General features: G+C 73.3%; 10 protein-coding genes. 3 read left to right on the top strand and 7 right to left on the bottom strand.

Going from position 1 to position 12,594, the window contains the following annotated elements:
* The first annotated feature begins 48 nt into the window (after positions 1–48).
* The 3 genes from ettA to O1G21_RS13000 all read left to right on the top strand — a co-directional run bounded on the left by ettA (position 49) and on the right by O1G21_RS13000 (position 2,997).
* Complete coding sequence (gene ettA / locus O1G21_RS13010; RefSeq protein ID WP_270143498.1) at positions 49–1,713, top strand: energy-dependent translational throttle protein EttA; 1,665 nt, start codon at positions 49–51, stop codon at positions 1,711–1,713.
* 109 nt (positions 1,714–1,822) lie between these two features.
* On the top strand, positions 1,823–2,266 hold the full coding sequence (locus O1G21_RS13005; protein ID WP_270143496.1) for an acyl-CoA thioesterase: 444 nt from the start codon (positions 1,823–1,825) through the stop codon (positions 2,264–2,266).
* Between the two features lie 38 nt (positions 2,267–2,304).
* A complete protein-coding gene (locus tag O1G21_RS13000) occupies positions 2,305–2,997 on the top strand; it encodes a hypothetical protein (RefSeq protein ID WP_270143495.1) in 693 nt (230 codons plus the stop codon).
* 20 nt (positions 2,998–3,017) lie between these two features.
* Here the strand turns inward: O1G21_RS13000 and O1G21_RS12995 are convergent, their stop codons facing one another.
* The 7 genes from O1G21_RS12995 to O1G21_RS12965 form a co-directional block, all read right to left on the bottom strand.
* On the bottom strand, positions 3,018–3,422 hold the full coding sequence (locus tag O1G21_RS12995) for a globin (RefSeq protein ID WP_270143493.1): 405 nt from the start codon (positions 3,420–3,422) through the stop codon (positions 3,018–3,020).
* Between the two features lie 87 nt (positions 3,423–3,509).
* Entirely contained in the window at positions 3,510–4,655 is a 1,146-nt protein-coding gene (locus O1G21_RS12990) for an ABC transporter permease (RefSeq protein WP_270143491.1), read from the bottom strand.
* A complete protein-coding gene (locus tag O1G21_RS12985; RefSeq protein ID WP_270143489.1) occupies positions 4,652–5,569 on the bottom strand; it encodes an ABC transporter ATP-binding protein in 918 nt (305 codons plus the stop codon). The genes O1G21_RS12990 and O1G21_RS12985 overlap by 4 nt, the downstream gene beginning before the upstream one ends.
* Positions 5,570–5,725: 156 nt before the next feature.
* Positions 5,726–6,925, bottom strand: a complete 1,200-nt coding sequence (locus tag O1G21_RS12980) for an FHA domain-containing protein (RefSeq protein WP_270143487.1) — start codon at positions 6,923–6,925, stop codon at positions 5,726–5,728.
* Positions 6,926–7,009: 84 nt separating this feature from the next.
* A complete protein-coding gene (locus O1G21_RS12975) occupies positions 7,010–8,365 on the bottom strand; it encodes a vWA domain-containing protein (RefSeq protein WP_270143486.1) in 1,356 nt (451 codons plus the stop codon).
* Between the two features lie 120 nt (positions 8,366–8,485).
* Positions 8,486–9,841: a PP2C family serine/threonine-protein phosphatase gene (locus O1G21_RS12970; RefSeq protein ID WP_333493450.1), complete on the bottom strand. Its 1,356-nt coding sequence runs from the start codon at positions 9,839–9,841 to the stop codon at positions 8,486–8,488.
* 3 nt (positions 9,842–9,844) lie between these two features.
* Positions 9,845–12,592 (bottom strand): tetratricopeptide repeat protein, encoded by a 2,748-nt coding sequence (locus O1G21_RS12965; protein ID WP_270143484.1) that lies wholly within the window; start codon positions 12,590–12,592, stop codon positions 9,845–9,847.
* Between the last annotated feature and the right edge of the window lie 2 nt (positions 12,593–12,594).

Below are 12,594 nucleotides of genomic sequence, written 5' to 3'. Positions count from 1 at the left end.
GGAAGGCTGCAAGCCGAATTACTCCCGACGACGCCGGAGCGATCTCACGTGGCGGAATACATCTACACGATGCGCAAGGTGCGCAAGGCTCACGGAGACAAGGTCATCCTTGACGACGTGACGCTCAGCTTCCTCCCCGGAGCGAAGATCGGCGTCGTGGGCCCCAACGGTGCCGGTAAGTCGACCGTGCTGAAGATGATGGCCGGCCTGGAGCAGCCCTCCAACGGCGACGCCTTCCTCTCGCCCGGCTTCACCGTCGGCATGCTCCTCCAGGAGCCGCCGCTGGACGAGTCCAAGACGGTCCTGGAGAACGTCCAGGACGGCGTCAAGGAGATCAAGGGGAAGCTCGACCGCTTCAACGAGATCGCCGAGCTGATGGCGACCGACTACTCGGACGCCCTGCTCGAGGAGATGGGCAAGCTCCAGGAGGAGCTGGACCACGCCGAGGCCTGGGACCTGGACGCCCAGCTGGAGCAGGCCATGGACGCCCTGGGCTGCCCGCCCGGCGACTGGGCGGTCACCAAGCTCTCCGGTGGCGAGAAGCGCCGCGTCGCGCTCTGCAAGCTGCTGCTGGAGGCCCCCGACCTGCTGCTGCTCGACGAGCCCACCAACCACCTGGACGCCGAGTCGGTGAACTGGCTGGAGCAGCACCTGGAGAAGTACAAGGGCACCGTCGTGGCCGTCACCCACGACCGGTACTTCCTGGACAACGTGGCCGAGTGGATCCTGGAGCTCGACCGCGGGCGCGCCTACCCGTACGAGGGCAACTACTCCACCTACCTGGAGACCAAGCAGTCCCGTCTCAAGGTCGAGGGCCAGAAGGACGCCAAGCGCGCCAAGCGGCTCAAGGAAGAGCTGGAGTGGGTCCGCTCCAACGCCAAGGGCCGCCAGGCGAAGTCCAAGGCCCGCCTCGCCCGTTACGAGGAGATGGCAGCCGAGGCCGACAAGATGCGGAAGCTGGACTTCGAGGAGATCCAGATCCCGCCGGGCCCGCGCCTGGGCAACGTCGTCATCGAGGTGGAGAACCTCAACAAGGCCTTCGGCGAGAAGGTCCTGATCGACGACCTGAGCTTCACCCTGCCGCGCAACGGCATCGTCGGCATCATCGGCCCGAACGGCGCCGGCAAGACCACCCTGTTCAAGATGCTCCAGGACCTGGAGACCCCGGACAGCGGCACGGTCAAGGTCGGCGAGACCGTCAAGATCAGCTACGTCGACCAGACCCGCTCCAACATCGACCCGAAGAAGACCCTCTGGGAGGTCGTCTCCGACGGTCTGGACTGGATCAACGTCGGCCAGGTCGAGATGCCGTCCCGCGCCTACGTGTCCGCCTTCGGCTTCAAGGGCCCGGACCAGCAGAAGCCGGCCGGCGTGCTCTCCGGCGGTGAGCGCAACCGCCTGAACCTGGCGCTCACCCTCAAGCAGGGCGGCAACCTGCTGCTCCTCGACGAGCCCACCAACGACCTCGACGTCGAGACGCTCTCCTCGCTGGAGAACGCCCTGCTGGAGTTCCCCGGCTGCGCCGTGGTCATCTCCCACGACCGCTGGTTCCTGGACCGAGTGGCGACCCACATCCTCGCCTACGAGGGTGAGAGCAAGTGGTTCTGGTTCGAGGGCAACTTCGAGTCGTACGAGAAGAACAAGATCGAGCGACTGGGCGCCGACGCCGCCCGTCCGCACCGGGCCACCTACAAGAAGCTGACCCGAGGCTGACATCCAGCTGTCACGACGGCCCGGCAGACCGCCCTCCGGGGCGGCCTGCCGGGCCTCGGCCCGTCGCCGGCACACGTCGGCGGGCGACCGGACACCGAGGAGAACACCCGTGGCTCGCCACATCTACGCCTGCCCGCTGCGCTGGTCCGACATGGACGCCTTCGGGCACGTCAACAACGCGGTCTTCCTGCGCTACCTGGAGGAGGCCCGGATCGACTTCATGTTCACCCAGGCCACCGAGGCCGGAGCCGGGGAGTTCGCGGGCGGCTCGGTGGTGGCCCGCCACGAGATCGACTACAGGCGCCCGCTGGTGCACCGGCCCGAGCCGGTCACCATCGAGACCCGGGTGACGCACATCGGCGGCGCCTCGCTGACCGTCTCCTACGACATCAAGGACGTCCACCCGGACGGCTCCGAGACGGTGTACGTCCAGGCCTCCACCGTGGTCGTGCCCTACGACCTGGCCGAGGGCCGGCCGCGCCGGATCTCGCCGGTGGAGCGGAAGTTCCTCTCCCGGTTCATGGACGAGGCCCCGGCCGTCGCGGCAGTCTGAAAGTCCCAGGACCCCCAACCGATTCGAGCTGAGCCGCGTTGACCATCACCGCCCGCCTCGCCCTGACCGACACCGGTGAGGCCGCCGACCTCTCCGCCTTCCTGCTGCGCCTGCTGCGCTTCGACAAGGCGGCGGCCGTGCGGCTGCAGGCGGTCGGCCCGGCCGGGGAGGACGGCGTGCTGGCGGTCTTCGGACGGCTGCCGTTGGGCGGCTCGGGCGCGCTGGCGATCCGCACCGCCCGGCTGAGCGGCCTGGACGAGCCGGTCGACCTGACCGTCTCGGCGGGCCAGCTACTGGACGGCGTGGACGCCGAGGCGGGCGCCGTCGCACTGCCCGGGCCGGTGACCGGCCCGGCCTGGGCCGGGCTGCTGCCGCCGCGGGCCGGCTGGCGGCCGGTCGGGGCCCCGCCGGCGGCCGAGGTGTACCCGGAACTGATGGCCGGCGTACGGGAGTTCCGTGAGCGCAGCGAGGCCGTCCCGGCGCACCACCGCACCCGTGCGGTGCTGGACCAGCTGGCGGACGAGATCTGGTCCCGGCCGGTCGGCGTGCTGCCGGAGCTGCCGCTGCGCGCGGTGCACGCCGCGTACGTGATCGGCTTCCTGAAGCCCGGCGCCCCGCTCTCGGTGCACCGGGCGGGGGGCTGGCTGCGGCTGAGCGCCCCGGCCGGCTCGGTGGTGGTGCGGACCGCGGCCGCGCCGGGCGCGGGCCTGGGACTCAGCCCCCTGCGCTAGGAAGCCCCAGCAGCGACCGCTCAGCCCGGGGTGTTGATCATCGACGCGGCGGCGTAGACCAGGTAGTCCAGCAGCTGGTGCTCGAGCTCGGCCGGCAGTTCCAGGCTCGCCACGGCCGCGCGCATGTGCGTCAGCCAGGCGTCGTGCGCCGCCTTGTCGACCTTGAACGGCGCGTGCCGCATCCGCAGCCGCGGGTGGCCGCGCCGCTCGCTGTAGGTGCGCGGGCCGCCCCAGTACTGCATCAGGAACAGCGCCATCCGCTCCTCGGCCGGGCCGAGGTCCTCCTCGGGGTACATCGGCCGCAGCAACTCGTCCTCGGCGACGCCCTCGTAGAACCGCCGGGCCAACAGCCGGAAGGTCGGCTCACCGCCGACCTGCTGGAAGAAGGTCTCCTCGCTGAACGTGCCTCGCCCGATCTCTGTCACCCGACCATGGTCGCAGACGCCGACGGGGCCGTACACCGGGACCAAAGGCGTACGACCCCGCAGGGCTGGGTGATCAGCGGAGGACGGTCAGGCGTCTTCCCACCTGAACAGCTTCCAGGAGATGCCGGTGCACACGGCCGCGAAGAGCAGCAGTCCGCCCATGGCGGGCAGGGCGTCCATGACACCGCCGCCGCGGGTCAGGACGGACTGGGCGGCCGACACCAGGTACTTCAGCGGCATGATCTCGGAGACGGTCTTCAGCCAGCCCGGGGCGCCGTCCAGCGGGAAGAAGGAGCCGGAGAGGAAGGACATCGGCAGCACGATGAGCTGGGAGATGCCGCTCGCCGCCTCCTCGGTCTTGGCGACCGAGCCGGCCAGCAGGCCGATGGACATGAAGGCGAGCGTGGCGCAGGCCACCAGCGGGAGGACCAGCCACCAGTCGCCGGTGAGCTTGAGCCCGAAGAAGCTCGTCGCGACCACCAGGAAGACGGTGGTCTGGAGGAAGGCGGTCAGCAGCGAGACCACGATCCGGGAGCTGACGACCGTACCGGCGCTGATCGGGGCCAGCCGCAGGCGGCGCAGCACCTTGGACCGGCGCCAGTTGACCAGCGTCAGTGCGGCGCCGAACACCGCGCCGGTGGCGACGGCCCAGCCGAGCAGGCCGGGGGTGAGGAACTGGATCGGCTTGAGCGACTTGTCCTCGACCTGCTGGGCGTCCACCACGTAGGTCGGCGGCTGCTTGGTGGCCGCCTGGTTGGCCTCCTGGACCACGGAGTTGACGATGCCCTGGAGGGCCCCGGCGCGGACGGTGTCGGCGGCGCTGTAGCGCAGCTCGACCTTGCCGTCCGGGCCCTGGGTGATCATCGCGTCGAAGTCGCCCTTGCGGACCTTCTCCAGCGTGCCGGCCTCGTCGTCGGTGCGGGTGATGGTGAGGACCTTGTCCAGCTCGGTCCGGCCCTCGCCCTGCATCGAGTCGAACAGCTTCACCGCGCCGACCTGGGCGACCTTGGCGTGCGGGCTGTTGTTGCCCTTGGTGACGCTGCCGAAGAAGACCAGGAACACCAGCGGGAACAGCAGGATGAAGAAGGTCGCGGTGCGGTCGCGCTTCATCCCGAGCAGCATCGCGCGGGACAGGCTCCAGAACGCGCTGACCCGCTCCCGCCCGTCGGCGGCGCCGGCCGAACCGCCGCGCGGGGCGGGGACCTTCGGCTCGGTGGAGGTGGTTGCGGTCATGCGCGGAACTCCCGTCCGGTCAGCTGGAGGAAGACGTCCTCCAGGGTGGCGCCGCGCACCTCGAGGCCGCGCAGCGCGTTCTGCTCGGCCAGCACGCTGAGGACCGGGGCCGGGAGGCGGGTGGAGACGGAGAGCGAGACGGTGTCGTCCTCCAGGGTGGCGACGTCGGCGCCGGCCGCGGCCAGCAGCTCGCGGGCCCGCTCGAGCGGCAGCTGGCCGGAGGCCACGCTGATCCGGACGGTGTCGTCGATCTCGCGGATCAGCGCCGCCGGGGCGCCGGTGTGCAGGATCTTGCCGTGGTCCATGATCGAGACCCGGTCGCAGAGCACCTCTGCCTCGTCCAGGTAGTGGGTGGTCAGGACGACGGTGCGGCCCTCGTTGTTGATGTCCCGCAGGAGGTCCCAGAGGTTGCGGCGGGCCTGCGGGTCGAGGCCGGTGGTGGGCTCGTCCAGGAAGACGAGTTCCGGGTCGTGGGCCAGTGCGCAGGCGATCGACAGCCGCTGGGCCTGGCCGCCGGACATCTGCTCGGTGAGGGTCTCGGCCTTGTCGGCGAGGCCGACCCGCTCCAGCATCGCATCGGCCCGCTTGGGACCGACCCCGTAGAACGACGCGAAGGTGCGGATGGTCTCCCGGGCCGTCAGTTTCCGGAAGAAGGCGGAGGCCTGGAACTGCACGCCGATCCGCGGCAGCAGTTTCGGATTGCGCGGCCAGGGGGCCATCCCCAGCAGTTCGACCCGGCCCTCGTCGGGCTTGCGCACCCCTTCCAGGATCTCCATGGTGGTGGTCTTCCCGGCCCCGTTGGGGCCCAGGATCCCGTAGAACTCGCCGGCCTCGACGGTGAACGACACCCCGTCGACGGCCTGCACATCCCCGTACCGCTGGCGGATGCCGTCAGCGGATATAGCAGCAGTCATGAGGTCTGAGACTAGGGGTTTCGGTGCGTCTTGTGCACACCGGGGACGGGGATTTGCGGATTTCCTGAGGAAGGCGCGAAAAAACCGGGCCGGGCGAAATGTCGAATTCCGCCCGGCCCGGCCGGAGTTGCCCCTGAGCGGGCGTCAAAGCGCCGGTCAGGCGCGGTGCACCGTGATCGTCGTCCAGGCGCCGATGTGGATCCGGTCGCCGTCGTTCAGCGGTACGGCGGTGTGCGCGGAGATCGGTTCCGCGCCGCCGTTCACGGTGGTGCCGTTGGTCGAACCCTGGTCCACCAGCACCCAGCTGCCGTCCGCCTGTTCGGCGAGCACGGCGTGCTGGTGCGAGGCGCCCGGATCCTCCGGCGGCACCGACAGGTCGATCTCCGGGACGGTGCCCCGGTGCTGGCTGCGCCGACCGATCCGCAGCTGGCCGCGGCCGGTCAGCGGGATGCGGCGCTCGGGGCAGTACGGCGGGAAGAACAGGCCGGCCGCCTCGGGGCCGCTGCGGGCCATCATGTCGGTGAAGTAGTCGCGGTCGGCCGAGACCACCGCGATCCAGTTGGCCCGGACCGGCTCGGCCGGGACGGGCTCCGGCTGGGCCCCCGGCTGGGGCTGCGGCGGGGCCAGGTGGAAGGACGTGCCGAAGTCGCCGCCGCGGTTGTTCGGGCCGGGGCCGGCCGGCTGGGCGTACACCGGGCCGGAGTCCTCGCGCACCGGGGCCTCCGGGAAGGCGCCCTCCGGCGGCGGGTAGCCGTAGGTGTGCGGGTAGTCCGGGGCCGGCGGCTGGTGGGGCTGGGGCTGCTGCGGGACGGGCGGGGCCTGCGGCGGCTGCGCGGTGCCGCCGTAGGCCGCCGGGATGTTCAGCGGCGGGGGCTGGGCCGGGCCGGGGGCGGGCGCGGGTGCGCCGCCGGCCGGCACCTGGCGGCGCGAGGGCGCGGACAGCTCGTAGTCGTAGCCGCACTCCTCGCAGAACCGGCCGGTCTGCGGGCTGCGGCAGATCGGGCAGACGGTCAGGCCCTCGGTGAGGCCCTGCGGCGGCGCGGGCGGGACGGCCCCGGGCGGCGGGAACGCGCCGCCCGGCGGCGGGTAGGCGCCGGGCGGGGGGAACGCGCCGGGCGGGGGCGGCGGGACGGCCCCCGGCGGGACGGCTCCCGGCGGCGGTGGCGGCGGCGCACCGAACGGCGCACCGCCGTGCGGCGGGTGCCCGGCGGGTGCGCCGGGCGCGGGGTCGGCGCCGGGCGCGCCCGGGTAGCCCCCGTGGGCACCGGGCGCCGGGACCGGCGGAGTCATCGGGAAGCCGCAGAAGTCGCACCAGTCCTCGGCCTGCGACTCGTGGCCCCTCGGGCAGATCGGCATCAGGTCCCCCTCGTTTCGGGCCGGTGCGGTGCGGCGTGGCGCCGGGCGGCCGGCCCGATCACGTCTACAGCGGTCACTTCGCGGTCACTTCTTCACACGTACCGTCTTGGTCGACCGGGTCTCAAGGGTCATCGAGTCGGCCTCGCTCACGTTCTTACGGAACCGAACCGTACCCTCCTTCGGGTCCACCACGTCCACCACCTTCTGCAGCAGCTTGTAGGTCCCGTCGTTCCCGGTCGCGTGGGCGATCCGGACGGCGGCGCCCAGCTTGGCGGTGGCGGTGTCGACGTCCCCGGCGCGGTGGGCCTCCAGGCCCTCCTGGATCGAGGAGGCGAGCTCGGCCTGCCCGGTGTAGTGGGCGACCTGCGGGCTGATCCGGGTCGAGGAGGCCAGGTCGTCCGTCCAGACGGCCTTGACCAGGCCCTGGCTGAGCACCTCGGGGGTGCCGCCGCCGACCTGCGGGGGCAGCACCAGGCTGACCCGGGCGGCGAGCATCTCGTTGCCGACCGAGGCGGCCGGGACCTCGACGCAGACGTGGTAGTCGCGGCTCTCGTCGCCCCAGGAGCCGGTCGGGTAGTCGCCGGCCCGGGGGCCGGCCTCGGCGCGGCGCCCGGTGAGGTCCTCGACTGCGGGGGCGACCTGCTTGACGAACTTGACCGTGGCGTTGGCCGGGGTCCAGATCCGCAGGGCGACGTCGGCGACCTGCTTGCCCATCGCGCCGGTCATCATCGAGCGGAAGTCCTCGGCCAGGCCGGCCGGCTCGGCGACGATGTCGGTGGTGCCGAGCAGCGCCGAGGAGATCTTCCGCAGTTCGTCGATCCGCCAGTCGGTGCCGACGCCGCGGCAGTCGGCGGTGAAGTGGCCGGTGACCCGCTCGACGGTGCGGGCCAGGTCCTCCGCCGACTCGTGCTCGTTGTTGCCGTCGGTGAGCAGGATGGCGTGCCGGATGGCGATGTCGCGGCGGGTGAGGAAGAGCTGGTCGGCCTTGGCCAGCCAGGTGCCCATCGCGGTGCCGCCGGCCGCGGTGAGGCGGCGTAGCGAATCCTTGGCCTGCTGCCGGGTGCTCGGCGAGGCGGTCGCCAGGGTGCCGTCGCCGGGGTAGATGTCGCGGGCCTCGTGGGTGCCGGCGACCACGGCGAAGGCGGTGCCGTCGCGCAGGGCGTCGATGGCGGCGGCGGTGGCCTCGCGGGCACCGTTGATCTTGGTCTTGGGGTAGTCCATCGAGCCCGAGCAGTCGACCAGGATCACCACGGCCGCGCCGGCGTCGCCGCGCTGCGGACCGGCGTCGGTGATCCCGAGCGGGCGGCCGCCGGAGGTGCCGCCGCCGGTGGAGGTGACGGTGACGATGGCGTTCACCTCGCGGGCGCCGTCGGCCAGGTACTCGTTCTGGAAGATCTCCACGTCGAACCTGGGCAGGTTCGGCTTCGCCAGTGTTGCCATGGGGCGGTGGCTCCCGTCGGGTGAGGGGTGGATGCGATCGGGTCGGTGGGGCGGTCCGGCGGACGAGGTCGGTCCGGTGGACGAGGGCCGTCGGCGGTCGGGTCGGGCGCGGAGGGCCGGTCAGGCCGTCGGCGGGTGGGCCGGCTGCGGCGGGACGGGCGGGGCGACGGGCGGCGCGGGCGGGGCCGGGGGCGCCGTCGGGGGCGCGGGCGGAGCCGGCGGGGTGGACGGGGTGGTCTGTGTGGCCGGTACCGGGACCGGGGGCAGCGGGGCGGCCGGGGAGCCGATCACCGGGAGGTCCGGCAGGGTCGGCTCGTAGTCCGGGTCGTCCTCGGGAGCACCCGCGCGGACGGCCGCGGCGGCGGCCGGGGTGATCACCTTCAGGTCCAGCGCGGTGGGCGTCTCCTCGACCTCCTCGACGGAGACCGCCGGCGGGTCGATCGGCAGCACCGCGACGGTGATGTTGTCGTGCCCGCCGGCCGCCACCGCGAACTTCACCAGGGTCTGCGCCGCCGCGAGCGGCTCGGTGCGGGCGTCCGGCCGGACGAAGTACGCCAGGTCGGTGGCCGCCTCGGCGTAGTTCCACAGTCCGTCGGTGCAGATCAGCAGCACCCCGGGGACGTGCGGGGTGAAGTCGAGGGTGTGCGGCACGACCTCCTCGGCGTCGGCGCCGAGCCAGCCGGTGATCGCGTGGGCGCGCGGGTCGGCGTACGCCTCGGCCTCGCCCATCAGTCCGGCCTCGACCATCCGGGCCGCCCAGGAGTCGTCCTGGGTGAGCCGGAAGGGGACGGCGGTGGAGCGGTCGTCCGGGATCCAGTACGCCCGGGTGTCGCCCACCCAGCCGATGGTGATCCGGCCGCCCGCCGCTATGGCGCTGACGTAGGTGCAGGCGGGCGCGTTGAGGTCGGGGCGGGTGGGGCCGGCGCCGTCGGTGGCGAGGTCGGCGACGGCCTTGGCGGCGTCGGAGATGGCCGCGCGCATCGCCTCCTCCGGGTCCCGGCCGGCCTCCAGCGAGGTCAGCAGGGACTCCGAGGCGGCGTCGACGGCGGTCTCCGAGGCCTCGTCCGGGCGGTCGGAGGAGGAGACGCCGTCGCACACCACGGCGACCACGACCGGCTCCCCGCCGGGCAGCGAGGTGGCGGCGACGGTGAAGGAGTCCTCGTTGCGGTGGTGGCGCACGCCGCGGTCGCTGACCCCGGCGACGCCCGCGAGCGCCTTCTCCATGTGGTCGCGCGGGCGCGGCTGGGCGCTGCCGCAGCCCTCGCAGTAGCCGTCCTCGGTGACCAGCGCCTGCCCGCAGTTCACGCAGACCGGCCCGCGCTGCGGCGGGACGGCCTCACCGCGGGCGGCGGCCCAGCCGGCGGGCATCGCGCCCGGGGCCGCCCGGCCGTCCCGGCCGCTCCCGCAGCGCCCGCAGAAGGCGTCGTCGGGGTCCATCGGCTCGGAACAGCTCGGGCACTCGGTCTGCTGCGGCATCGGCTACACCCACGTCCTGGGGCGGGCCCGGTTGGCCCGTTCCACCATCTCGATCCTGGTCTCGGCCCGGTCGGCCAACCGGGCGAGTACCCGGTAGGACTGTTCCAGGGCGAAGCGCAGTTCCCGCTCCGCCGCGGGACGTCCCAGCACCACCAGGTCGGCGCCCGGCTGCGCGCCGGCCGAGCCGGCGCCGACCCAGCCGAGGGCCGCACCGAGCACCTCGACGGAGAGCTCCTCGCGGCGGCGGTCGTCCAGCCGCAGCGCGGTCAGCTGGTCGGAGCCGGCGGCGAGGTCGGCGGCGAGCGGGTCGGTGGCGGGCCGTTCGCGCAGCCGGGCGCGGACGGCGGCGATCCGGGCGGCGGTGTACTGGCTGGAGGTGGCCGGGACGGACTCCAGCACGCGCACCGCGGCGGGCCGGTCGTCCTCGGCGAGGCGGACCCGGGCGAGGCCGAAGGCGGCGCTCAGGTAGGCCTGGTCGGTGGTCCACACCAGGCGGTAGAACTCGGCCGCGTCGCCGCCGTCGCCGAGCAGTTCGGCGCAGATGGCCAGGGCGAGCTTGGGCGCGGCCTCGCCGGGGAAGGCGTCGTAGACGGCGTCGAAGGCCTCGGCGGCGGCCCGGAGAGCGGTGACTCGCGCGCTCGCCTCCGGGCGCTCCTGACCCGACGCCGACGGTCGGCGCTCCCTCGCTCCTTCGTCGCTCCCTCGCTTCTCCCTTTCGGCGTCGGCGCGCCCTTCGGCTCGGCGCGTGGTGACTCGCCCACTCGCCTCCGGGCGCTCCTGACCCGACGCCGACGGTCCGCGCTCCCTCGCTCCTTCGTCGCTCCCTCGCTTCTCCCTTTCGGCGTCGGCGCGCCCTTCGGCTCGGGGCGTGGCCCCGACCAGGGCGACCAGGCCGCGGTACCAGACCACCCGCCAGTCGTCCGGGTGGTCCTGCTCCAGCCCGGCCAGTTCCTTCACCGCCGCGCCGTGGCGGCCGAGTTCGAGCAGGGCGCGCAGTTCGCGCAGCCGGCTCTCGATCGAGACGGCGGGGGCGCCGCCCAGCGCGACGAGCGCCTCCTCGGGGTCGGTGGCGAGCAGGGTGGCGAGGAAGCCGGCGTTGGGGTCGCCCGGGTCGACCCGGGGGACGGGCAGCGCGAGGGCGGCGGTGGACGGGTCCAGGGCGGCCACCCGGAGCTGCCCGGGCTGGGTGGTGGGCAGCACCAACTCGGTGTCGACGACGCGCAGTTCGGGGCCGAACAGGGTGGACGGCGCGGGCCGCGGCCGGTCGTCCTGGAGGGCCAGGACCTCCCGCAGCACGCCGGTGAGCTGGTCGGCCATCTCCTCGGCGGAGGAGAAGCGGCGGGCCGGGTCCGGGTCGGTGGCGCGGACCAGGAAGCGGTAGTACGACTCGTACCGGGCGAAGACCTCGACGTCCTCGGGGCCGGGCAGCGAGTCGCGGTAGGTGGTGCTGTAGCCCTGGAAGTCGAAGGTGAGCACCGCGAGGGTGCGGGCCACGGTGTAGAGGTCGGACGCGGGGGAGGGGCCGTCGGTGGCGATCTCCGGGGCCTGGTAGCCGATGGTGCCGTAGATCGGGCCGTCGTCGTCGAGGCGGCGGACCGCTCCCATGTCGATGATCTTGAGCGTGTCGCCGCTCTGGATCACGTTGTCGATCTTGAAGTCGCAGTAGACCAGGCCCCGGGCGTGCAGGTAGCCGAGCGCCGGCAGTGCCTCCAGGGCGTACGCGATCGCCTGCTCGACCGGCAGCGGCTCGCGCCGGCCGTCCGGGGTGCGGCGGTCGTTGGCGATGTCCTTGAGCGACTTGCCGCCGACGAACTCCATCACGATGTAGCCGTCGGTGGAGCCGGTGCGCAGGTCCGGGTGCTCGGCGAAGTTGATGATCCGGACGATGTTCGGGTGGTCCACCTCGGCCAGGAATCGCCGCTCGGCGACGGCCGCGGCGAGCGCGTCCTCGTCCCCGGTGTCCAGCAGGCCCTTGAGCACCACCCACTTGTCGTTGACCCGCCGGTCCACCGCCAGGTAGATCCAGCCGAGCCCGCCGTGCGCCAGGCAGCCGATCACCTCGTACTGCCCGCCGACGAGGTCGCCGCGGCGCAGCTTGGGCGTGAAGGAGTACGGCGTGCCGCACTTGGTGCAGAAGCCGTCCGGGCGGCCCGGGCGGCCGTTCTTCTCCCGGCCCACCGGGGCCTCGCACTTGGAGCAGTACCGCTTGCGCTCGGGCACCTCGGGGTTGGCCAGCACCGCCTGCGCCGGGTCGGCCGTCGCCACGGTCGGCACGGTGACCAGGCCGGCGCCCAGCCGGTTGCGGGTGCCCGCGCTGACGCTGCCGCGGGTGGAGCGCACCGAGACCGAGCGGGCGCTGCCGGTGCGGGTCGAGCGGTGCGAGCGGGAGCGGCCGGACATCGAACGGGCGGAGCCGGTGCGGGCCGACAGCGAGCGGACCGAGCCGCTGCGGGCGGAGTCCGGGGCGACCCGGGCGGACGGGACGTAGGGCTGGGTGACACCGGTGTCTGCGCCGGGCGGGGTCAGTCCGCACTCGTCGCAGTAGCCGTCCGGGTCGATGGTGCCCGCGCAGTCCCGCGGGCACGGGGAGCCGGGGCCGGCGGCGGTCGGCGGGGGCGCCGTGGTGCCGGTGGTGCCCGCGGGGGCCGCCGTTGAGGTCCCCGCCGGGGCCAGCCCGCACTCGTCGCAGTAGCCGTCGGCGTCGATCCTGCCGCTGCCGGAGCAGTCCGGCCGTACGCACGTCTCGCCCATCA

This window comes from Kitasatospora cathayae (assembly GCF_027627435.1).
Taxonomy (GTDB): Bacteria; Actinomycetota; Actinomycetes; order Streptomycetales; family Streptomycetaceae; genus Kitasatospora; species Kitasatospora cathayae.
The sequence above is the reverse complement of the archived record's forward strand: the minus strand, read 5'-3'. Positions and strand labels throughout refer to the sequence as shown.

What these genes read in the sequence shown, in the direction of transcription:
- O1G21_RS12990 (WP_270143491.1), bottom strand. Translation starts at nt 4,655, where the DNA reads ATGACCGCAACCACCTCCACCGAGCCGAAGGTCCCCGCCCCGCGCGGC.
- O1G21_RS12985 (WP_270143489.1), bottom strand. Translation starts at nt 5,569, where the DNA reads ATGACTGCTGCTATATCCGCTGACGGCATCCGCCAGCGGTACGGGGAT.
- O1G21_RS12980 (WP_270143487.1), bottom strand. Translation starts at nt 6,925, where the DNA reads ATGCCGATCTGCCCGAGGGGCCACGAGTCGCAGGCCGAGGACTGGTGC.
- O1G21_RS12975 (WP_270143486.1), bottom strand. Translation starts at nt 8,365, where the DNA reads ATGGCAACACTGGCGAAGCCGAACCTGCCCAGGTTCGACGTGGAGATC.
- O1G21_RS12970 (WP_333493450.1), bottom strand. Translation starts at nt 9,841, where the DNA reads ATGCCGCAGCAGACCGAGTGCCCGAGCTGTTCCGAGCCGATGGACCCC.
- O1G21_RS12965 (WP_270143484.1), bottom strand. Translation starts at nt 12,592, where the DNA reads ATGGGCGAGACGTGCGTACGGCCGGACTGCTCCGGCAGCGGCAGGATC.